This is a genomic window from Streptomyces bauhiniae (genome assembly GCF_004784475.1).
Lineage (GTDB): Bacteria > Actinomycetota > Actinomycetes > Streptomycetales > Streptomycetaceae > Streptomyces > Streptomyces seoulensis.
This window is the reverse complement of sequence record NZ_SRRT01000004.1, coordinates 269,495-290,218: the sequence shown is the minus strand read 5'-3', so window position 1 is coordinate 290,218 and position 20,724 is coordinate 269,495. Positions and strand designations below refer to the sequence as shown.

At 73.1% G+C, this 20,724-nt stretch carries 18 protein-coding genes; 10 read left to right on the top strand and 8 right to left on the bottom strand.

Annotated features, from left to right (window positions below):
• Nucleotides 1-8 precede the first annotated feature (8 nt).
• Together E5083_RS15250 and E5083_RS15245 are read right to left on the bottom strand one after the other, a co-directional pair.
• Entirely contained in the window at nucleotides 9-2,846 is a 2,838-nt protein-coding gene (locus E5083_RS15250; RefSeq protein ID WP_208754055.1) for an ATP-binding protein, read from the bottom strand.
• A gap of 186 nt (nucleotides 2,847-3,032) precedes the next feature.
• On the bottom strand, nucleotides 3,033-3,857 hold the full coding sequence (locus tag E5083_RS15245; protein WP_135786231.1) for a LuxR C-terminal-related transcriptional regulator: 825 nt from the start codon (nucleotides 3,855-3,857) through the stop codon (nucleotides 3,033-3,035).
• 146 nt (nucleotides 3,858-4,003) lie between these two features.
• Here E5083_RS15245 and E5083_RS15240 point away from each other — a divergent pair, with 146 nt between their 5' ends.
• Both E5083_RS15240 and E5083_RS15235 read left to right on the top strand, forming a co-directional pair.
• Nucleotides 4,004-5,677, top strand: coding sequence for an AMP-binding protein (locus tag E5083_RS15240; protein WP_135786230.1), 1,674 nt, complete (start codon nucleotides 4,004-4,006; stop codon nucleotides 5,675-5,677).
• Complete coding sequence (locus E5083_RS15235) at nucleotides 5,674-7,278, top strand: AMP-binding protein (RefSeq protein WP_135786229.1); 1,605 nt, start codon at nucleotides 5,674-5,676, stop codon at nucleotides 7,276-7,278. Before E5083_RS15240 ends, E5083_RS15235 begins: the two co-directional genes overlap by 4 nt.
• A 221-nt stretch (nucleotides 7,279-7,499) precedes the next feature.
• Here the strand turns inward: E5083_RS15235 and E5083_RS15230 are convergent, their stop codons facing one another.
• Nucleotides 7,500-7,733: a hypothetical protein gene (locus tag E5083_RS15230; RefSeq protein WP_135786228.1), complete on the bottom strand. Its 234-nt coding sequence runs from the start codon at nucleotides 7,731-7,733 to the stop codon at nucleotides 7,500-7,502.
• Between the two features lie 161 nt (nucleotides 7,734-7,894).
• Here E5083_RS15230 and E5083_RS15225 point away from each other — a divergent pair, with 161 nt between their 5' ends.
• The 7 genes from E5083_RS15225 (at nucleotide 7,895) to E5083_RS15195 (ending at nucleotide 14,296) form a co-directional block, all read left to right on the top strand.
• Nucleotides 7,895-10,303 carry a GH92 family glycosyl hydrolase gene (locus E5083_RS15225; RefSeq protein WP_135786227.1) on the top strand — a complete coding sequence of 803 codons (2,409 nt, stop codon included), beginning with the start codon at nucleotides 7,895-7,897 and terminating at the stop codon, nucleotides 10,301-10,303.
• Between the two features lie 80 nt (nucleotides 10,304-10,383).
• On the top strand, nucleotides 10,384-10,632 hold the full coding sequence (locus E5083_RS15220; RefSeq protein ID WP_135786226.1) for a hypothetical protein: 249 nt from the start codon (nucleotides 10,384-10,386) through the stop codon (nucleotides 10,630-10,632).
• Between the two features lie 51 nt (nucleotides 10,633-10,683).
• The gene (locus E5083_RS15215; RefSeq protein WP_167513559.1) at nucleotides 10,684-10,995 is read left to right on the top strand and encodes a helix-turn-helix domain-containing protein; all 312 of its coding nucleotides are present in this window, start codon (nucleotides 10,684-10,686) and stop codon (nucleotides 10,993-10,995) included.
• A gap of 112 nt (nucleotides 10,996-11,107) precedes the next feature.
• Nucleotides 11,108-11,611, top strand: coding sequence for a 2-oxo-4-hydroxy-4-carboxy-5-ureidoimidazoline decarboxylase (gene uraD / locus E5083_RS15210; RefSeq protein ID WP_135786224.1), 504 nt, complete (start codon nucleotides 11,108-11,110; stop codon nucleotides 11,609-11,611).
• Nucleotides 11,612-11,625: 14 nt separating this feature from the next.
• The gene (gene uraH, locus E5083_RS15205; RefSeq protein ID WP_135786223.1) at nucleotides 11,626-11,970 is read left to right on the top strand and encodes a hydroxyisourate hydrolase; all 345 of its coding nucleotides are present in this window, start codon (nucleotides 11,626-11,628) and stop codon (nucleotides 11,968-11,970) included.
• Nucleotides 11,971-11,975: 5 nt separating this feature from the next.
• Nucleotides 11,976-12,890: a factor-independent urate hydroxylase gene (gene pucL, locus E5083_RS15200; RefSeq protein ID WP_135786222.1), complete on the top strand. Its 915-nt coding sequence runs from the start codon at nucleotides 11,976-11,978 to the stop codon at nucleotides 12,888-12,890.
• A 38-nt stretch (nucleotides 12,891-12,928) separates the two neighbouring features.
• Nucleotides 12,929-14,296 carry an 8-oxoguanine deaminase gene (locus E5083_RS15195; protein ID WP_135786221.1) on the top strand — a complete coding sequence of 456 codons (1,368 nt, stop codon included), beginning with the start codon at nucleotides 12,929-12,931 and terminating at the stop codon, nucleotides 14,294-14,296.
• Between the two features lie 154 nt (nucleotides 14,297-14,450).
• Here E5083_RS15195 and E5083_RS15190 read toward each other — a convergent pair whose 3' ends face one another.
• Together E5083_RS15190 and E5083_RS15185 are read right to left on the bottom strand one after the other, a co-directional pair.
• Nucleotides 14,451-15,062 carry a hypothetical protein gene (locus E5083_RS15190; protein WP_135786220.1) on the bottom strand — a complete coding sequence of 204 codons (612 nt, stop codon included), beginning with the start codon at nucleotides 15,060-15,062 and terminating at the stop codon, nucleotides 14,451-14,453.
• A gap of 83 nt (nucleotides 15,063-15,145) precedes the next feature.
• The gene (locus tag E5083_RS15185) at nucleotides 15,146-16,354 is read right to left on the bottom strand and encodes a pyridoxal phosphate-dependent aminotransferase (RefSeq protein WP_135786219.1); all 1,209 of its coding nucleotides are present in this window, start codon (nucleotides 16,352-16,354) and stop codon (nucleotides 15,146-15,148) included.
• An 87-nt stretch (nucleotides 16,355-16,441) separates the two neighbouring features.
• On the opposite strand from E5083_RS15185, the gene E5083_RS15180 reads away from it, so the two are divergent.
• A complete protein-coding gene (locus E5083_RS15180; RefSeq protein ID WP_135786218.1) occupies nucleotides 16,442-17,077 on the top strand; it encodes a winged helix-turn-helix transcriptional regulator in 636 nt (211 codons plus the stop codon).
• A gap of 49 nt (nucleotides 17,078-17,126) precedes the next feature.
• Here the strand turns inward: E5083_RS15180 and E5083_RS15175 are convergent, their stop codons facing one another.
• From E5083_RS15175 to E5083_RS15165, 3 genes are read right to left on the bottom strand one after another with little or no spacing between them, the layout of a single operon-like run.
• Nucleotides 17,127-17,927 (bottom strand): hypothetical protein, encoded by an 801-nt coding sequence (locus E5083_RS15175; RefSeq protein ID WP_135786217.1) that lies wholly within the window; start codon nucleotides 17,925-17,927, stop codon nucleotides 17,127-17,129.
• Complete coding sequence (locus E5083_RS15170) at nucleotides 17,927-19,192, bottom strand: VWA domain-containing protein (protein ID WP_135786216.1); 1,266 nt, start codon at nucleotides 19,190-19,192, stop codon at nucleotides 17,927-17,929. Before E5083_RS15170 ends, E5083_RS15175 begins: the two co-directional genes overlap by 1 nt.
• A 9-nt stretch (nucleotides 19,193-19,201) precedes the next feature.
• Nucleotides 19,202-20,719: an IucA/IucC family protein gene (locus E5083_RS15165; protein ID WP_135786215.1), complete on the bottom strand. Its 1,518-nt coding sequence runs from the start codon at nucleotides 20,717-20,719 to the stop codon at nucleotides 19,202-19,204.
• Nucleotides 20,720-20,724 lie beyond the last annotated feature (5 nt).

Sequence of the window (20,724 nt, the reverse complement as noted above, 5' to 3'; positions counted from 1 at the left end):
GGGCGCCGTCACTTCGCGCGGCGACCTGCGGCCAATCGGACGATGTCCACCCGTGAGCGGATGCCCAGCTTCCGGTAGACCCGGGTCAGGGTCGCCTCCACCGTCTTCACGCTCACGAACAGCCGTGCGGCTATCTCCCGGTTGGTGGCCCCCTCCATCACCAGCGCGGCCACCTGACGCTCCATCGCGGCCAGCCCCGCCAGCGCGTCCAGTGCCTCCGGGGCGTCCGGCACCGGCACCGGCGGCGCGGGCTCCGGCGCGCTGCGGGCCTCGTCCACCTGGCCCAGCCACGGCAGCGCCCGGCAGCGCCGGAACAGCCGGGTCGCCTCGTCGTACGCCGTACCCCGGCGGCGGGCCCCCTCCGGGGAGCGGGCGCGGAGCTGGGCCAGGGAGAACGCGGCGCGGGCCGCCTCCAGACCGTAGCCCAGCTCGGTGAGCCGGTCCTGAGCGGACGTCAGCCGGGTCAGCGCGCCCTCCTGGTCGCCGCGGGCCGCCCGCACCAGGGCCTCCGCCCGGTCCAGCACCGCGAGCACGCTCGCCCGGCCGAGGCGCTCGGCGTGCTCCCGGCTGGTGTCGATGAGGTCCTGCGCCTCGGCGGGTTCACCGATGCGGACCAGCGCCTCCGCCAGATCCCCCTGCCAGCGTCCGCGCGCCGGATCGGTGATGCCGAGGTCCTGCTCCAGACGGCGTACCCGGCGCAGCGCGCGCACCGTGCCCGCCGCGTCCCCGGCCACCAGTTGGGCGTACCCGAGGGCCGCGAGCGCACGCGAGAGGTACATCTGGTCGCCGTCCTGCTCGGCGTGCGCCACCGCCTCGCGGGCCAGCGACAGGGCCCGGCCCACGTCCCCGCCGGACGCCTCGGCCAGCGAGGTCAGCATGGCGGAGGCGGTCTCCCCGATCCCCGAGTCCCGCGCCAGCCGGAGCGCCTCGCGGGCCAGCTCCAGGGCGCGTCCGCAGTTCCCGGCGTGCAGCTCGGTCTCCGCGAGCCCGCGCAGGAAGTGCACCTCGCTCTCCACCGAGCCCCGCCGCCGCACCTCGCCCAGCAGCGCGGTCACCGTGCCGCGCGCCTCGGCCAGCCGGTCGCCCATGACCAGCCAGCGGAACCGCGCGCTGCCCGCCCCGTTGTGATGGCACGCCACCGACGCGTCCTGCGGCTCACGCAGCGCCCGCTTGATGGTGCGCGGTGCCTCCGGATGACCCATCAGCGTCTCCGTCTGCGCCTGGAAGGCCAGCGCCAGCAGCTCGGTGCGCCGGTCCCCGCCGTGCTCGGCCAGCGCGGCCGCGTGCGCGGCGGCGGTACGGGCCTCGGTGAAGTCGCCCTGCACGATCAGCGCGCGCCAGGCGAGCTGGTAGTTGACCAGGGCCAGCAGCCGGGGGTCCTGCCCGGCGTCGGCGAGCGCCTGCGGGAAGACGGCGTCGACCTCGGCCATGGTGTGCCCGGCGGTGTCGATGACCACGATCCAGGCCCGCACCCGCTCGGCGGGCACGGCGGTACGGCTCAGCACCTCGCGCGCGATGTCCCGGGCGAGGTCGACTTCGCCGGCCGTGATCGCGTCCTCCGCGGCGGTCAGCCGCCGCTCCTCGGCGCCGGGCACGCCGTCGGCCGGCGTGCGGCGCGCGGCCAGCAGGCCGAGCTGGGCGGCGACGGAGGGTGCGCCCCGGTCGCGGGCGAGGGTCGCGGCCCCGGCGAGCCTCGCCGCCACCTCCGGGTCGGTGCCGGTGGTGGCCAGCGCCAGGTGCCGGGCGCGCTCGATCGGGTCGGAGGCGGCGGTGGACAGCGCCGCGTGCGCGGCCCGCCGCTCGGGGGCGGGTGCCTCGGCGTAGAGGGCGGCGGAGATCAGGGGGTGCGCGAACCGTACGGCCGGGGCCTCCGGTTCGGTGGCGAGCAGGCCGAGTTCGGCGGCCTGGGCGCACTCCGCCTCGGCGTTCTCCCGGCCGGCCGCGTGCAGCAGGGCCGGGGTGGGACGGGCGCCCGCGCTGGCCACCAGCAGGGTGCGGCGGGCCTCCACCGAGAGCATGTCCAGCCGGCTGAGCACCAGGGCGCGCAGCGAGGTCGGCACCGGCAGCGGCTCGCCGGGCCTAGGCGGGGTCGGGCTGTCGGCCAGCGCCCGGCTCAGCTCCAGCGCGAACAGCGGGTTGCCGCCGCTGGTGCGGTGGATCTCGCGCACCGTGGAGCGGGGGAGCGCGCCGTGGCCCCGGTGGTCCAGCAGCCGGGCCACCTGGGTGCGGTTGAGGGGGCCCAGCCGGACGGCGGCGGTGTCCGGGGGACAGGCGCGCAAGTGACGGTCGTACTCCTGGCTCTCCGGGCCCTCGGTGCGGACCGCGCACAGCAGTTGCACCGGGGTGCCGTCCAGGCGGCGGGCGGCGAAGCCGAGCAGTTCGGCGCTGGCCGGGTCGAGCCACTGGAGGTCGTCGGCGACCAGCAGGACCGGGCCGCGCGCGGCGAGGGCGCGCAGCGCCGAGAGCACCGCCAGGCGCAGGGCGAGGCCGTCGCGCTGGAGGCTGGACTCGCCCCGGCCGGTGAGCGCCGACTCCAGCGCGGTCAACTGGGCGGAGGGGAGGTGCGGCGCGATCTCGTCCAGGACCAGCCCGAGGAGGTCGGCCAGGGCGAGGAAGGGCAGATGCGATTCGGACTCGGTGGCCGAGCAGCGCAACACGGTGTGCGCCGTGGCGCCGTATTCCTCGGCCAATGCCCGCAGGAAGGTCGATTTCCCTATTCCGGCCGGGCCGTGCACCAGCACACTGCCGCCCGAGCCGAGCTGTTCCTTCGCGTCGGCGAACAGTTCCTCGCGGCCGATGAGCAGGTCGGGGCGGCATCGGGCAGGCTCCTGGAAGTCCCGTCGCACGGTTCGCCCGCTCCCCTCGTGTGTCGTGTCCGGGCCAAATTCTAGGCAACGGAGCCCGGAATTCGGCGAGAAGTCGTGGTGAGGGAAATAACAGCCCGTCAAGCATCGCGCAATTCAAAGCGGGCCTATGTGAATGGCATGTTTCGCCGGCGGTTGCCGGGGGACCGGAGTGTCCGGTTCCGGCCCCTAGGGGAGGACCCCGGCCCGGCGTGCCGCCGTCACCGCCTCCCCCCGGGTGTGCGCGCCCAGTTTGCGCATCGCCGCGCGCAGATAGCCCTTCACCGTCTCCGGGCGCAGGCCCAGCCGGTCGGCGACGGCCGCGTTGGTGGCGCCGGTCGCCACCCAGGTCAGCACGTCCAGCTCGCGCGGGGCCAGCGCCGGGGACCCTTGCGGGGCCGGTGCGGTCAGCAGGTCGCAGGCCGCCAGCAGTTCGGCCCGCAGCTCCGGGTCCGCGATGCGCGGGGCCAGCGCCCGCAGCGCCGCGTGCGCCTCCCGTACGTGCTCCTGGCCCGCCCCCGGCTCCGGTACGGCGGGCCGGAGCGCGGCCAGCAGACCCCGCGCCTCGTCCCGTACCGCGAGCGCCCGCTCGACCTCCCGCGCCGCCGCCACCGCACCGCCGAGCGCCCGGTCGCCCAACGGCTGGGCGGTGCGCAGCGCGCCGTAGAGCACCCCGCGCACCCGGTGCCGTACCACCAGCGGTACCGCGAGGACGGAGCGCAGGCCCTCGGCGGCCACCGGGGCGTCGTACTCGTGGCTGATCCGGCGGGAACTGGAGTAGTCCGGCACCGCACAGGCCCGGCCCAGCGCGACCGCCCGGCCGCCGAGCCCGGTGCCCGAGGTCACCACCAGCGAGCGCAGGGCGCCGGTCGCGGTGCCGCTCAGTTCGCTGATCCGGATCTGCGCCGCGCCGGGGCCGACCGCTCCGCCGAACGCGACCGGCAGTCCCGTCGCGCGCCGCAGCCCGGCCAGCGCACCCCGAATCTCCGCCGTCGCCACGGCATCTGCTGCCACCTTCTCGCTCCTTCGTGCCGCCACCCCCGTTCGGGGGTGGTGAGACCCGCATCACGGATTAGACGATGGGGGAGAGCCGCCCGGCAATGGTCCGGGACGCGGGAGTGCACCGGCGGTGGACGACCGCGGCAGCGAGGAGGACACGGATGACGACCCCGACGGAGCTGTTCCGCAGCGCCCGCGATTTCCTGCTGGAGCACCGGGAGGACTACCAGGCCGCCCACGACGGCTTCCGCTGGCCCGAGTTGGAGCACTTCAACTGGGCGCTGGACTGGTTCGACGTGATCGCGGAGGGCAACGACCGCACCGCCCTGCACATCGTGGAGGAGGACGGCACCGAGACCCGGCTCTCCTTCGCCGAGCTGTCCGACCGCTCCGACCGGGTGGCCAACCACCTCAAGGCGCTGGGCGTCGGCGCCGGGGACCGGGTCCTCGTCATGCTCGGCAACCAGGCCGAGCTGTGGGAGACCATGCTCGCCGCGATGAAGCTGCGTGCCGTGGTCATCCCGGCCACCCCGCTGCTCGGCCCCGCCGACCTGCGCGACCGGGTCGACCGCGGCGAGGTCGCGCACGTCATCGCGCGCGCCGAGGACACCGCCAAGTTCGCCGAGGTCCCCGGCACCTACACCCGGATCTCGGTCGGCGGCCTGCCCGAGGAGGCGTGGGAGCCGTACGAGGACGCCTACGCGGTCCCCGCCGGGTTCCTGCCCGACGGGCCGACCCTCGCCGACGACCCGCTGATGCTGTACTTCACCTCCGGGACGACCGCCCGCCCCAAGCTGGTCGAGCACACCCACACCTCGTACCCGGTCGGCCATCTCGCCACCCTGTACTGGATCGGGCTGAAGCCGGGCGACGTGCACCTCAACATCTCCTCGCCCGGCTGGGCCAAGCACGCCTGGTCCAACCTGTTCGCGCCCTGGAACGCCGAGGCGACCGTCTTCGTCGTCAACTACTCCCGCTTCGACGCCGGCCGGCTGATGGCCGAGATGGACCGGGCCCGGGTCACCACGTTCTGCGCGCCGCCCACCGTGTGGCGGATGCTGATCCAGGCCGACCTGACCCAGCTCGCCACCCCGCCCCGCGAGGCCGTCGCCGCCGGGGAACCGCTCAACCCCGAGGTGGTCGAACAGGTCCGGCGGGCCTGGGGCGTCACCGTACGGGACGGGTTCGGGCAGACCGAGACGGCCGTGCAGATCTCCAACAGCCCCGGCCAGGAACTGCGTTCCGGCTCCATGGGCCGCCCCAGCCCCGGCTACCGCGTCGAACTCCTCGACCCGGTCACCGGAGCGCCCGGCGCCACCGAGGGCGAGATCGCGCTCGACCTCTCCGTGCGGCCAGTCGGCCTGATGACCGGCTACCACGGCGACCCCGAGCGCACCGCCGAGGCGATGGCCGAGGGCTACTACCGCACCGGCGACATCGGTTCCCGCGACGAAGACGGATATGTCTTCTATACGGGGCGAAGTGATGATGTATTTAAGGCCAGCGACTACAAGATCAGCCCCTTCGAGCTGGAGAGCGCCCTGCTGGAGCATGAGGCCGTTGCCGAGGCGGCCGTCGTCCCCGCCCCCGACGACCTCCGGCTCGCGGTACCGAAGGCGTACGTGGTGCTCGCCGAGGGCTGGGAGCCCGGACCCGGCACCGCGAAGGCGCTCTTCGAGCACTCCCGTGAGGTGCTCGCGCCCTACAAGCGGCTGCGCAGGCTGGAGTTCGGGCCGCTGCCCAAGACCGTGTCCGGCAAGATCCGCCGCATCGAACTGCGCGAGGCCACGGCCGCGGGCTCGGCGGACGAGTACCGCGAGGAGGACTTCCGGTGACCCTCTCCTACACCCACGGCACCGGAGACACCGCCCTGCTCGGCGACACCATCGGCGCCAACCTCGCTCGCACTGCGGCCACTTGGCCGGACCGGGAGGCCCTGGTCGACGTGCCCGCCGGGCGCCGCTGGACCTACGCCGAGTTCGCCGCCGACATCGAGCGGCTGGCCCGCGCGCTGCTCGCCTCCGGGGTGGCCAAGGGTGACCGGGTGGGCGTCTGGGCGGTCAACCGGGCGGAGTGGGTGCTCGTCCAGTACGCCACCGCGCAGGTCGGCGCGATCATGGTCAACGTCAACCCGGCGTACCGCACCCACGAGGTGGAGTACGTCCTCCGGCAGGCCGGTGTTTCCCTGCTGTTCGCCTCCACCGAGCACAAGGGGAGCGACTACCGGGCGATGGTGGACGAAGTCCGCCCGAAGCTGCCTCAGTTGACGCGGAAGGTGTACTTCGGGGACCCGAGCTGGGAGGAGTTCACCGCACTCGGCAGCGAGGTCTCCGCGCAACAACTGCGCGCCCGCGAAGCCGAGTTGTCCTGCGACGACCCGATCAACATCCAGTACACCTCAGGCACCACCGGCTTCCCGAAGGGCGCCACCCTCTCCCACCACAACATCCTCAACAACGGTTTCTTCGTAGGAGAGTTGGTCGCCTACACCGAGCAGGACCGCATCTGCGTACCCGTGCCCTTCTACCACTGTTTCGGCATGGTGATGGGCAACCTCGCGGCCACTTCCCACGGCGCCTGCATCGTCATCCCGGCCCCGTCCTTCGAGCCCCGGGCCACCCTGGAGGCGGTCCAGCGGGAGCGGTGCACCTCGCTGTACGGGGTGCCCACGATGTTCATCGCCGAGCTGAACCTCCCCGAGTTCGCGGAGTACGACCTCTCCACCCTGCGCACCGGCATCATGGCGGGCTCGCCCTGCCCGGTGGAGGTGATGAAGCGGGTGGTCGCCGAGATGCACATGGCCGAGGTGTCCATCTGCTACGGCATGACCGAGACCTCCCCGGTCTCCCTGCAGACCCGTGTGGACGACGACCTGGAGCACCGCACCGGCACCGTCGGCCGCGTTCTGCCGCATCTGGAGGTCAAGGTGGTCGACCCGGCCACCGGTATCACAGTGCCGCGCGGTGAGGCCGGCGAGCTGTGCACCCGTGGCTACAGCGTCATGCTCGGCTACTGGGAGGAGCCGGAGAAGAGCGCCGAGGCCATCGACACCGGCCGCTGGATGCACACCGGCGACCTCGCCGTGATGCGTGAGGACGGCTATGTGGAGATCGTCGGCCGCATCAAGGACATGATCATCCGGGGTGGGGAGAACATCTACCCGCGCGAGATCGAGGAGTTCCTCTACGCCCACCCCAAGATCCGGGACGTGCAGGTGGTCGGCGTACCGCACGAGCGGTACGGCGAGGAGGTCCTCGCCTGTGTCATCCCGCTCGACCCGGCCGACCCGCTCACGCTGGACGAACTGCGCGCCTTCTGCCGGGACCGGCTGGCCCACTACAAGATCCCGAGCCGGCTCCAGCTCCTCGACGCCTTCCCGATGACGGTGTCCGGCAAGGTCCGCAAGGTCGAGCTGCGCCGCGCGCACGGCTCCTGACCTGCTTGCGGGGCGCGGTCGCCCCCGTGGCCTTCCGGCCGAGACCGCGCCCCACAAGTCCCCCGTCCGCGAGACCCGCCACCCCCGTCCCGGCGGGACCTCGCACTCTCAATCTGCCCTCATTCGACGGAGGTTGAAGCCTTTCGGGCGGTCTTCAGAGGTTGATTTGAGGTTGGCCCCCCCCGGAGCCTTGCGCCTCACGGCTCCTGTCGCCCGGTACCTCACAGCTCGTGCTCCGACAGCCCCGGCCAGTCGTCCGGGCCACCGCCCAGCCAGTCGATCAGGTCGCTCTCCTCGACCTCGATGCGGTCGAGGTCGGCCAGGCGGAGGATCTCGATCACGTCGTCCAGGTGGGAGGCGAGGCCGAGGGTGACCTCGCCCTCGGTGACCCGGCGGGAGCCGTCGAGCGCCGGGGGGTGGACCACGATGTGCGGATGGTGCGTCGGATCGGCCATGGGTTCAGCGTCCTGCGGATCGCACCGCGCCGCTACTCGGCGGGAGGGCCGAGAATTCGCCCAGGTTTCACCGGTCACCGCCCCCGCCCTCTTCCCCGCGCACCGGCCGGGCTTCTAGCCTCGCGGCGCCCCATACTTCCCACGGAAGGCAGACCCGACGCATGCGCCACGCCCTCCTACGCGCCGCGAGACGGCTCGGCACCAGAACGGCCGTCACGGCCGTCACCACCGCGCTCGCCGTGGCGGCCCCCTTCCCGGCCGTCGCGGCGAGCGGGCCGGAGCGGCTGTCGTCGCTGGTGGACCCGCTGATCGGCTCCGCGAACGGCGGCAACACCTTCCCCGGCGCCACCCTGCCCCAGGGCATGATCGCCTGGTCGCCCACCAGCACCGCCGGGGACCAGACCAGCACCGGCGCGGCCAACGGGTACGCCTACAACACCACCCGGATACGCGGCCTCAGCCTCACCCATGTCAACGGCGCCGGCTGCCACCCCGGTGCGGCCGGGGACGTCCCGATCATGCCGTTCACCGGTGACATCACGTCCTCCCCGTCCGCCGACACCAAGGACGCCGTCTACGCGGCGGACTTCTCCCACGCCGACGAGAAGGCCGTACCCGGCCGCTACACCCTCGGCCTCGCCTCCGGCGCCTCCGCCGACCTCGCGGTGAGCAAGCGGGCCGGGGTCGGCGACTTCACCTTCCCCGCGGGGAGGCCGGCGAGCCTCCTGTTCCGCGTCTCCAACTCGCTCAACGGCAGCGAGGACGCGCACATCGACATCGACGCCGCCCACCGCAAGGTGACCGGCTGGGTGCTGACCGGCGCGTTCTGCGGCCGCCGCGCCAACGGCGGGACCAACAACCGCAAGAGCTACTACCGGCTGCACTTCAGCGCCACCTTCGACCGCGCCTTCGCCACCACCGGCACCTGGCACGACGGCACCCTGTCACCCGGCTCCACCACGGCCTCCGGCGGCGAGGGCTACGCCACGGGCGCGGACCGCGCCGGACGCGGCTCCGGCGGCTGGGTCGGCTTCGACACGGCGTCTGACAACGATGTCCACATGCGGCTCGGCATCTCCTACGTCAGTCTCGCGGGCGCCGAGGCCAACCTCCGCCACGAGATCCCGGCGCGGGCGAGCGTGGCCGACGTGGCCGCCGCCGGGGCGCGGGACTGGGACCGCGAGCTGAGCACCGTACGCGCCGAGGGCGGGAGCCCGGCCCGGCGTACCGCGTTCTACACGGCGCTCTATCACTCCCTGATGCAGCCCAACCTGATCAGCGACACCGACGGGCGCTACTGGGGCATGGACCAGGCGGTGCACCGGCTGGCGCGCGGGCAGGGGGCGCAGTACAGCAACTTCTCCGGCTGGGACCAGTACCGGGCGCAGGTCCAGTTGCTCGCGCTGCTGCGGCCCACGGTGGCGGGCGACTTCGCGCAGTCGCTGTACAACTTCGCCCGGCAGAACGGCGGGGTCTGGGACCGCTGGGTGCACCTCAGCGGCGCCACCCACGTGATGACCGGCGACCCCTCCGCTGCCACCCTGGCCACCTTCTACGCCATGGGGGTACGGAACTTCGACTACCGGGGCGCCTACGCCTCCCTGGTCCGCCAGGCCACCGTCCCCACCCCGGACGACCTCTCCGACGCGGGCTGCCCCGGCCAGTGCGAGGGCCAACGCCCCAACCTGGCCCAGTACTTGGTCTCGCACTACGCGCCTCAGGACGCCTGCCACTGCTGGGGCGGCGCGGCGGAGACCCTGGAGGACGCGGTCGCGGACTTCTCCCTGGCCCAGTGGGCGCGACAGCTCGGCCGGGACGAGGACGCGAAGCTCTACACCGACCGCGCGGCCTACTGGCGCAACGTCTTCAACCCCGCCACCGGCTACGTCCAGGCCCGCAAGCTCGACGGCACCTGGGTGACGCCGTTCAACCCCGCGAGCGACCTCGGGTTCGCCCAGGGCACCAGCGCCACCTACACCTGGATGGTGCCGCACGACGTCCAGGGGCTCGCCGACGCGATGGGCGGCCGGAGCGCGGCCGCGACCCGGCTCGACGGCTTCTTCCACAACCCGGACGGCTCCTGGTCCGTACGCGGCGGCGACCCCCTGCGCTACGACCCCACCAACGAGCCCGGCATCCACGCCCCCTGGCTCTACAACGCGCTCGGACAGCCGTGGAAGACCCAGGCGACGGTGCGCCAGATCCTCGACACCGTCTACGGCACCGGCCCCGCCGGCCTCCCCGGCAACGACGACCTCGGCACCATGTCCGCCTGGTACGTCTTCTCCGCCCTCGGCATCTACCCGCAGACCCCCGGCAGCGCCACCCTGCTCCTCGGCGCCCCCGTCTTCCCGAAGGCGACCGTGGACCGTCCGGGCCGCGCCGACCTCGTCATCACCGCCCCCGAGGCCGACGACACCCACGCCTACATCGGCGCGGTACGCCGTGACGGGCACCCGGTGACCCGCTCCTGGCTCACCCCGGCCGAGGCACGCGCCGGCGGGAGGCTGGACTTCACCCTGACCACTACACCCGACACCGACTGGGCGACGGGGGACCTGCCCGAGTGATCCCCCCCCCGGCCTCGCGGGGGGCGTCCCCGCGGGGCCGACCGGGGCTAAGGTCGTACGACCTAGACCCGGGAGCAGAGTTGAGACTGCGAGTGGAGTTCACCACCGAACCCTTCGACCTGGACGTCCCGCCCGCGCACGCGGTGGCGGCCCGCGAGGTCGTGGAGGGCGGCGGGCTGGACACCGTGGACGTGGGCCCGTTCGGCACCATGGCCGAGGGCGGTGCGGACGGGGTGCTCAGCGCCGTGGACGCGCTGCTGCGGAGGAGCCTGGAGGCCGGGGCGACCCGGATATCCCTCCAGGTCAACGTGGTCGGGGAGGGGCGGTAGGTGACCGCCGAGGAACCGTTCCTCGCCGCTGTGCGCCCCCTCGTGGACGCCATGGGCGGCGAACTCCTCCCGCCGGGCGAGGCCGGCCCGGACGACGTGGTGCTGGCCTGGGAGGGCGCCGAGGTCGTCGCCGTACGGCTGCCGCAGCTCGCGGAGTCCCTGGACCACATCCTCTCCGCGCTGGAGCGCCGGGAGGGGCGGCCGCTGGCCGAGCTGGACCGCAAGGCCAAGCAGGAGATCGTCCGGACGCTGGAGGCACGCGGCGCCTTCGCCGTACGGCACGGCGTGGAGACCGTGGCGGGGGCACTCGGCGTCAGCCGCTTCACCATCTACAACTACCTCAACCGGGAGAAGGGCCGCTGAGCCCGTCCGGTAACCCAGAATTTTCAACAAAGTGTTGACGTGCCGTCGCGGTGAGGCGTTAGCTGACGGCACCCCGTCCGGCACGACGGCCCTCGCGGCCACGGAGGCGCCCGTGACATCGCCCGCCACCCCCCTGGGCCTGGCCCGGTTCAACGCCCTCGGGGACGAGGCCGCGCTCGCCGCCCTGCACGAGGTGTGCGCCTCCACCGCCTGGGGCCGCCTGCTCCTGGTCGCCCGCCCGTACGCCACCCCGGACGACCTGTACCTCGCCGCCGACGCGGCCCTCGCCGGACTCGGCGCCGACGACCTGGCCGAGGCGATGGCGGGCCACCCCCCGATCGGCCGCCCCAAGCCCGGCGACCCCGCCTCCACGCGGGAGCAGCGCGGCATGGCGGACGCCTCCGACGCCCTGCGCGCCGAGATGCTCGAACTGAACCTCGCCTACCAGGACCGCTTCGGCCATGTCTTCCTGATCTGCGCCACCGGCCTGACCGGCGAGGAGATGCGCGACGCCCTGACGGAGCGGCTCGGCAACACGCCGGAGCGGGAACGGGAGATCGCCCGCGCCGAACTGGGCAGGATCAACCGCATCCGCCTGGCCCGACTCGTCGCCTGAAGGACGCCCGCACCATGACCGATACCGCCTCCGTGTCCACGCACATCCTGGACACCTCGCTCGGCCGCCCCGCGCCGGGCGTCACCGTCCGCCTCTCGGCCCGCACCGGCTCCGGCGCCGACTGGCGGCCGCTCGGCGAGGGGACCACCGACGCCGACGGCCGCTGCCGGGACCTGCCGGCCCCGCCCGGGGACACCGCGCAGGTACGGCTCGACTTCGCCGTGGAGCCGTACCTCGGGGAGCGAGGCGACGCGTTCTTCCCGGAGGTGACCGTCACCTTCGCCGTACGAGCCGGGGAGCACTACCACGTCCCGCTGCTGCTCAGCCCGTTCGGCTACTCCGTATACCGAGGGAGCTAGCTTTCATGGCAGAAACGTCCCGCCCGGCCGGGCCCGCGATCCTGGCGCAGAACCAGTACGGCAAGGCCGAGAACCGGGTCGTCCGGATCACGCGCGACGGCGCCACCCACCACATCAAGGACCTCAACGTCTCGGTCACCCTCAGCGGCGACATGGACGACGTCCACTACTCCGGCTCCAACGCCCATGTCCTGCCGACCGACACCACCAAGAACACGGTGTTCGCGTTCGCCAAGCGGTACGGCATCGAGTCCGCCGAGCAGTTCGGCATCCACCTCGCCCGGCACTTCGTCACCTCCCAGGAGGCGATCCGCACCGCCCGCATCCGGATCGAGGAGTACGCCTGGGACCGGATCGGCGCGGAGGACGGCGGCCACTCCTTCGTCCGCAAGGGCCAGGAGGTCCGGCACGCCCAGGTCTTCCACGACGGCACGTCCTGGCAGGTGATCTCGGGCCTGGGGGACCTGGTGGTGCTGAACTCCACCGACTCCGAGTTCTGGGGCTACGCCAAGGACGGATACACCACGCTGCCCGAGGCGTACGACCGCGTACTGGCCACCGAGGTCAACGCCCGCTGGCGGTACGGCTGGACCGGCGGGGGCGACGCGCCCGACTGGGACGCCTCCTACGCCGAGGTAAGGCGCCACCTGCTGGAAGCCTTCGCCGGGACCTACTCGTACTCGCTCCAGCAGACCCTGTACGAGATGGGCGCGCGGGTGATCGGGGAGCGTGCCGAGGTCGACGAGATCCGGCTCTCCCTGCCGAACAAGCACCACTTCCTGGCCGACCTCACGCCCTTCGGGCTGACCAACGACAACGAGGTGTACCTCGCCGCCGACCGGCCGTACGGCCTGATCGAGGCGACCGTCCTCCGCGAGGGCCGCGAGGCGGCGATCCCGGTGGACCTCACCAACCTCTGAGCAACTTCTGCGAGACCTCCGAGAGCGAAGGACGAACCGTGGCACCAGCCGAGCGCATCGTCATCGAGAACTGCGCGATCGCCACCGTGGACGCCGACGACACCGAGTACGCCACGGGGCACCTTGTCCTCGCGGGCGACCGGATCGAGTCGGTCGGCGCGGGTCCGGCCCCCGAGGGGCTCACCGATGTCACCCGCCGAATCGACGCCACCGGACACCTGGCCACGCCCGGCCTGGTCAACACCCACCACCACTTCTACCAGTGGCTCACCCGTGGCCTGGCCACCGACCACAACCTCTTCGACTGGCTGACCGCGCTCTACCCGACCTGGGCGCGCATCGACGAGGACATGGTGTCGGCGGGGGCGCGGGGCTCGCTGGCGATGATGGCCCGGGGCGGGGTCACCACCGCCATGGACCACCACTACGTCTACCCGCGCGGCACCGGCGACCTGTCCGGCGCGATCGTGCGCGCCGCCCGCGACACCGGCGTCCGCTTCACCCTGGCCCGCGGCTCGATGGACCGGGGCGAGTCCGACGGCGGGCTGCCGCCGGACTTCGCGGTGGAGAGCCTGGACGAGGCGCTGGCCGCCACCGAGGCCACCGTCCGCGAACACCACGACCCCTCCTTCGGCGCGCTGACCCAGGTCGCGGTCGCGCCCTGCTCGCCCTTCTCCGTCTCCACCGAACTGATGAAGCAGGGCGCGGAGCTGGCGCGGCGGCTGGGGGTGCGGCTGCACACCCACGGCTCGGAGACGGTGGAGGAGGAGAAGTTCTGCCACGAGCTGTTCGGGATGGGCCCGACCGAGTACTTCGAGTCCACCGGCTGGCTGGGCGAGGACGTGTGGATGGCGCACTGCGTCCACATGAACGACTCCGACATCGCCGCCTTCGCCCGCACCGGCACCGGCGTCGCCCACTGTCCGTCCTCCAACGCCCGGCTGGCGGCGGGCATCGCACGGGTGCCGGACCTGCTGGCGGCGGGCGTGCCGGTCGGCCTGGGCGTGGACGGCACCGCCTCCAACGAGTCCGGCGAACTCCACACCGAACTCCGCAACGCCCTCCTCGTCGCCCGCCTCGGCCCGCACCGCGAATCCGCCCTCACCACCCGCCAATCCCTCCGCCTCGGCACCTACGGCGGCGCCCAAGTCCTCGGCCGCGCCACGGAGATCGGCTCCCTGGAGCCCGGCAAGCTCGCCGACCTGGTCCTCTGGCGCATGGACACCCTGGCCCACGCCTCCATCGCCGATCCGGTGGCGGCCCTGGTGCTCGGCGCGCCCGCTCCGGTCACCGCCTCCTTCGTGGGCGGCCGGCAGATCGTGGCGGACGGGGTGCTGCTGCACGTGGACGAGGACGCGATCGCGCGGACGACCCGCGAGCAGGCGCGGCGGCTGGCGGAGGGCTGACGCGGGGCCTGTCTCCCGGATCAGGCCGGCTCCAGCCGGGGGCGGGCGCCTCTCGGCCGACCCGAGCGGGGTCTGGTGCGTGCAGATGCAACGCCGCAGATGCGCGTGCCAGACCCCGCGACGCCGACCTGATCCGGAAGGCAGGCCCCAGGTCTCACACCCGGCGTGGGGACGCCAGGAGGTGGCGGGCTCTCGTGCGGGCCTCGGTGTATTCGCCGCACTGCCAGCCCGCCGCCTCCAGGGTGGTCGCGTACTCCGCGAGCGCCGGGCCGTGCACCGCGACCGCCTCCGGCTGGGGGGTCGCGCGGACGCGGTAGCCGGGGGTGTCCGTGTGCTCCGGCCGGTGGCCGGCCGCCTCCAGGGCGAGGGCGGCGGCGCGGACCAGGTGGGTGCGTTCCCAGCCGCAGGGGCGGTCGGTGGCGCTGTCGGGGTTGGTCATGCGGCGCAGCTCCAGCAGGCCCTGCCAGGCGTCGCGCACCTCGCGGGCTCGGGAGGGGCCGGCCGGTATCTCCTCCGCGCCGCCGACCCGCGCGGCGAAGACACCGGCGGAGTCGGAGGCCGGGGCGGGAGCGGACTCCGGCTCGGCCTCGCGCAGGCGGTGGCCGGCCGGGGTCAGGAAGTGGTCGTGGGGCGGGCGGGGGTGCCGGAAGGCGAGGCCGAGCCGGACCAGCGCGGCGAGCTGGGCGTCCGTGCCCCGCAGCCGCCCGGTGCCGGGATCGGCACCCTCGATGACGCGCCGCTGTGCGGCGGTGGGCGGTCGTGCCATCGCGATGCTCCCTCCGGTCCCGATGCTGGTCCGCTGCTGGTCTTCGAAGCGTACGGCCGGGCACTGACAACGCCCCGGTGGAGCTACTGCCGGTACCCGCTGAGGAACCGCCCGATCCGGCCGATGGCCGCCTCCAGGTCGTCCGCGTAGGGCAGAGTGAGGATGCGGAAGTGGTCGGGGGTCGGCCAGTTGAAGCCGGTGCCCTGGACGACCTGGATCTTCTCGCGGAGCAGCAGATCGAGGACGAACTTCTCGTCGTCGTGGATCTTGTGCACCTTGGGGTCGAGGCGCGGAAAGGCGTACAGCGCGCCCTTGGGGCGGACGCAGGAGACGCCGGGGATCTCGTTCAGCTTCTCCCAGGCCACGTTCCGCTGCTCGTACAGCCGGCCGCCGGGCGCGGTGAGTTCGTGGATGGACTGGCGGCCGCCGAGCGCGGCCTGGATGGCGTACTGGGCGGGCGCGTTGGGGCACAGCCGCATGGAGGCCAGCATGGTCAGGCCCTCCAGATAGCTCTTGGCGTGCTGCTTGGGCCCGGTGACCACCAGCCAGCCGGAGCGGAACCCCGCCACCCGGTAGGTCTTGGACAGCCCGCAGAAGGTGAGGACGACCAGGTCGGGGGCGAGGGCGGCGGCCGAGTGGTGCACGGCGTCGTCGTAGAGGATCTGGTCGTAGATCTCGTCCGCGAACACCATCAGGCCGTGGCGGCGGGCCAGGTCGAGGATGCCCTCGACGATCTCCTTCGGATACACCGCACCGGTCGGGTTGTTGGGGTTGATGATGACCACGGCCTTGGTGCGGTCGGTGATCTTCGAGGCCATGTCCGCCAGGTCCGGAGCCCAGTCGGACTGCTCGTCGCAGAGGTAGTGCACGGCCTTGCCGCCGGCCAGCGTGGTGACCGCCGTCCACAGCGGGAAGTCCGGCGCCGGGATGAGGACTTCGTCGCCGTCCTCCACCAGCGCCTGTACGGCCATGGAGACCAGCTCGGAGACGCCGTTGCCCAGGAACACGTCGTCGACGTCCACCTCCAGGCCGAGGGTCTGGTAGCGCTGGGCCACCGCCCGGCGGGCCGAGAGGACACCGCGCGAGTCGGTGTAGCCGTGGGCGCGGGGGAGCATCCGGATCATGTCCTGGGTGATCTCCTCCGGCGCCTCGAAACCGAAGAGCGCCGGGTTCCCGGTGTTCAGGCGCAGCACACTGTGCCCCGCCTCCTCCAGCGCGTCCGCGTGCTGGATCACCGGACCGCGGATCTCGTAGCAGACCTCGCTGAGCTTGTTCGACTGCCGGAACTCCATGCGCCGCAACCCCTCCGGTAACTGGTGTTGCTTGGTTTTACCAAGTAGGAGCTTGGAAAGTCCAACAACATGTCTAGACTGCGTCGCATGCCACCTCGCCGACGCTACGACCAGTACTGCTCCGCGGCCCGCGCCCTCGACCTCGTCGGGGACCGCTGGACCCTGCTGATCGTCCGGGAGTTGCTGGCCGGACCCCGCCGCTACACCGACCTGCACGCGGACCTCCCCGGCGTGAGCACGGATGTCCTCGCCTCCCGGCTCAAGGACATGGAGCGCGACGGCCTCACCGCCCGGCGGAAGCTGCCCCCGCCCGGCGCGGCCTACGTGTACGAACTCACCCCGCGCGGCCGGGACTTGCTGCCCGTGCTGCACGCCCTGGGGGAGTGGGGAAGCCCCGAGCTGGCCGAACTGCGGCCCACCGACGCGGTACGCGCCCACTGGTCGGCACTGCCGCTGCTGGCGGCGCTGGGCGCGGCGGAGTTGGGGATCGGAGTGACTGAAGTCGCCACAGAGGACGGCGAGTTCCATCTGTACGTCGGCGCGGAGGACGGCCCGGTGTACGGGCACGGACCGGCGCCGGTGGCCGCCGATGCCCGGCTGGTGATGGACGCGGCGACCTGCGCGGAGGTGTGCCGGGGCGAGGTGGGGATCGCGGACGCGGTGCGGGCGGGGCGGGTCACGGTGACCGGTGACGGGGCCCTCGCCAAGGCGCTGCGGGATTGACGCGCGGAAATGACGAAGGCCCGCCGTTTCGGCGGGCCTTCGTGAAGGGTCAGGCGCCCGGTGGGACGTACGCCGGGCGGCCCCGGCCCCGGGTCAGCGCGTAACCGCCGATGCCCGCGAGCGCGGCCAGCACACCGCCGACAGCGGTCCACACCCAGCGGCTGGACCACCAGTGCGAGGACCAGCCGTCGTCCGGCTCGATCGCGGAGAGCACGGCCGACTTCGAACCGTCCTTCTCCGCATCGGACTTGACCGCGATGCCGGGGACGAGCGGCTTGCCCAGCGAGCCGTCCACGGCCGCCGCGCCGCCGATGTTCTTCGAGTCCGCGCGGACTTCGGCCCGTACCGGCAGGCCGAGGTCGGCGGAGCCGAGGTTCAGCACCGTCAGCCGGATGTAATAGGTGCCCGGCAGCGGGTCGTTGGCCCACGGCTCGGACCAGGCGCGCACCGTGCGCAGCACACACGCCAGTTCGACGGTGGCGGTGCCCTGTTCGGCGGTGCGGGTGGCCGCGCCGTACTGGCAGGACTGGTGGCGGCGCAGGCCGTCGTAGACGTCGAGCTGCCAGGTCTGCGCGGCGTGCGTGCCCGGCAGCTTCACCGTCGCCTTGACCGTCGGGCGCTGCCCGGTGTCGGCCGGGAACGACCAGTACAGGTAGTCACCGGTGGACGCGGAGGCGGTGGCCGTCCGGCCCTGGTCCATCTCGGCCGCCGTACGGAACGACGTGCCCGCCTGGGTGGGGGCCTTGCCGTCCGCCGAGGCGCTCGGGGAGGGGGAGGAGTCGGCCGCGGCGGGGGCGGCGGCCAGGCCCAGCGTCAGCAGGGCCGCGCTCAGCACACGTATCGCACGCATCAGTTCGTCCTCCAGACCGCGACCCGCCAGCGGGACAGCCAGCCCCACAGCAGACCCGCGACGAAACCGGTCAGCACCAGCGCGGCCAGCAGCCACCAGCCCCGGCCGAGGCCGAAGGAGGCCACGTCGGAGGCGGCCGAGGGACCGTCCACCACGTCGACCGTCAGCTCCAGCGGCATGCCCGGCGTGGTCTTCACACCGGCGCTGGCCGAGAAGGAGTTGGTCACCTGGAGACACACCGTCTCCGGGGTCGCGTCGTCGTCATCGGAGTCGGGCTTGGGGTAGCGCAGACCGGTGGAGATCGCGTCGGTACGGCCCGTTCCGGCGCCCTCGCCGCGGACGATCTCACGGCCCTGCTGGGTCACCGCCCGCAGCAGCACACCATAGTTGGGGTTCGTCGCGCGGTCGTCGGCGACGCTCACCGAGGCGCGCAGCTCCTGGCCCGGCTGGACGTCGACCTTGTACCAGCGCTGCTTGCCGAACTCCTCGCGGTCCGTGTAGAGACCGGACTTGAGCGCGGGGGCCCCGGCGCAGGCGTCGGTGCCCTCGGTGGCCACCGGCGTCACCACCGGATCGGCGGCCCGCTCGACCAACTGGCCGACCCGGTCCGTCAGTTCCTCCTTGTGCTGCACGGAGGTGTACGTGCCGCCGGTGGCGTCCGCGATGCAGCTCAACTGGTCACGGGTCTTGGCGTCCGGCACCAGGCCCAGGGTGTCGATGGTCAGGCCGATGCCCTTGGCGGCTATCTCGCGGGCCACCTCGCACGGGTCGAGGGGCTGGCAGGTGTCCTCGCCGTCGCTGATCAGGACGATCCGGCGGGTGCCGTCACCGTTCCCGAAGTCGTCGGCCGCCTTCAGCAGCGCCGGGCCGATGGGGGTCCAGCCGGTCGGTGCGAGGGTGGCCACGGCGGTCTTCGCCTCGGTGCGGTCCAGCGGGCCCACCGGATAGAGCTGCTCGGTGTCCTTGCAGCCCTCCTTGCGGTCGTTGCCGCGGTAGTTGGCGCCCAGGGTGCGGATGCCCAGCTCCACCTCCTCGGGCGTCGCGTCGAGCACCTCGTTGAACGCCTGCTTGGCCGCCGCCATCCGGGTGCCGCCGTCGATGTCCCGGGTCCGCATGGAACCGCTGACATCCAGGACGAGTTCGACCTTCGGAGCGGGCTGCGGCTCGGTCTCGTCCGCTGCGGCCCCGCCGGGACACGCGATCCCGGCCGCCAGGGCGGCGAGCAGGGCACAGACGCCCGCCGCCAGCCGTTGTCTTCTGATCATCGGCGGATCTTATTGATCGTAGGTGGCGGGCTCCAAAACGAACGGGCTCGGCAGCTCCGTCCACAGGTCGCCGGGAGTCTCCGGAGACAGCCTCATCAGGGTCAACGCCTTGACGGGCAGCGGATTTTCACACAGCGCGGCCAGGTCGGGCGTACGGGGCAGATCCGGCAGCGCGGCCCGCAGCGCGGCACCCAGCGCCGGGCCCGAACCGGCCGTCGCCGCGAGCGCGCCGCCGACGAGCGAGCCGAACAGCTTGCGCCGCAGGGCGAGTTCGTCGTCCGTGACCAGCCGTCCCGTCAACTCGGCGGCGGATATGCCGTGTCGGGCGAGGCGGGCCGGGCTGACGCGGATATCGGCCAGGTCGCGGTAGATCAGCCGCAGCGGGGTGTCGTCCGGCGCGAGCACCACCAGGAGGTTCTGGCCGTGCGCCTCCAGCGCGACCCCGAGGTCCAGCAGGCGCAGGCCCGCCGTGAGCGCGAGCCGGGTGAACGCGGCCAGCCAGCCCGGCGATCGGGGCAGTGCCGTGGTGGCCAGCGCGGCCACCGGGAGCACCCGCTCGCCCGGAGCCAGGTACGCCTCCGGCGACTCGCGCAGCAGCACCGCCAGATCCGGCGAGTGGGCCGTGGCCGCGCCGATCGTGTGCGTGACCTCCAGCAGCCCCTCCATCCGGCCGACCAGCTCCGCCGCCAGCACCGACAGCGCGGCCGACGCCCGTACCGAGTACGCGGAGATGTCCCGCACCGAGGAGGTCAGCCGGGCGCTCAGCGCGGTCTTCACATGCGGTCCGCCGGGCAGCGCCAGCGTGCGCAGCGACATCAGCGGATGCGCCGTACGCCACGGCTCGGCGGTCCGCTTGAGCACATGTGCCGCCTGCCAGGGATGCACCGGCAGCAACAGGTCCTCACCGGAACGGAGTTCGGCCGGCCACTCGCCCGACACCAGGCACTCGCCCGTCGGCACCGCCACCGTGCCCAGCTCCACCACCGGCCGGTGCTCCGGCCCGTACGCCAACTGGTCGGCCACCGAGAAGCCGGGCCGGGAACGGCAGTTGGGGTGGAAGGGATGACCGTCCACCACCCGCTGCTCCCACTCCCAGTCCCGCTCCGGCCACCCGGCGCCCGGCTCCGCCGCGTCGGCGCGGGACAGCGCCAGCGAGGTCACGCTGTTCGCCAACTCGGCGGCGAACGCGGCCGCGTGCGGCACCGCGAGGTCCGTCATCAGCCGTGCGGGGTCCGCGTATCGATCCCGGTCGAGGCGGACCTCGGTAACGCGGTCGCCGGTCGCGTACGGGTCCGAGGGCGGACCGTGCAGCGCGCGGCCGTCCGCCAGCCGTACCGTCAGCCCGTGCGCCCCCGGCGTCCGGGACGCGACCCACGGCAGCGGCTCGTGCGCCAGCGCCCGCCACAGCCGGGTCAGCACCGCCGCGCGGGCTCCCGGCAGCGCGGCCGTATAGCGGTCGCGCAGGGCGGGCCGGACGGCGGCCAGCTCCTCGGCGACCTCGGCCTCGGCGGTGGGGGAGTGGTACACGGTCG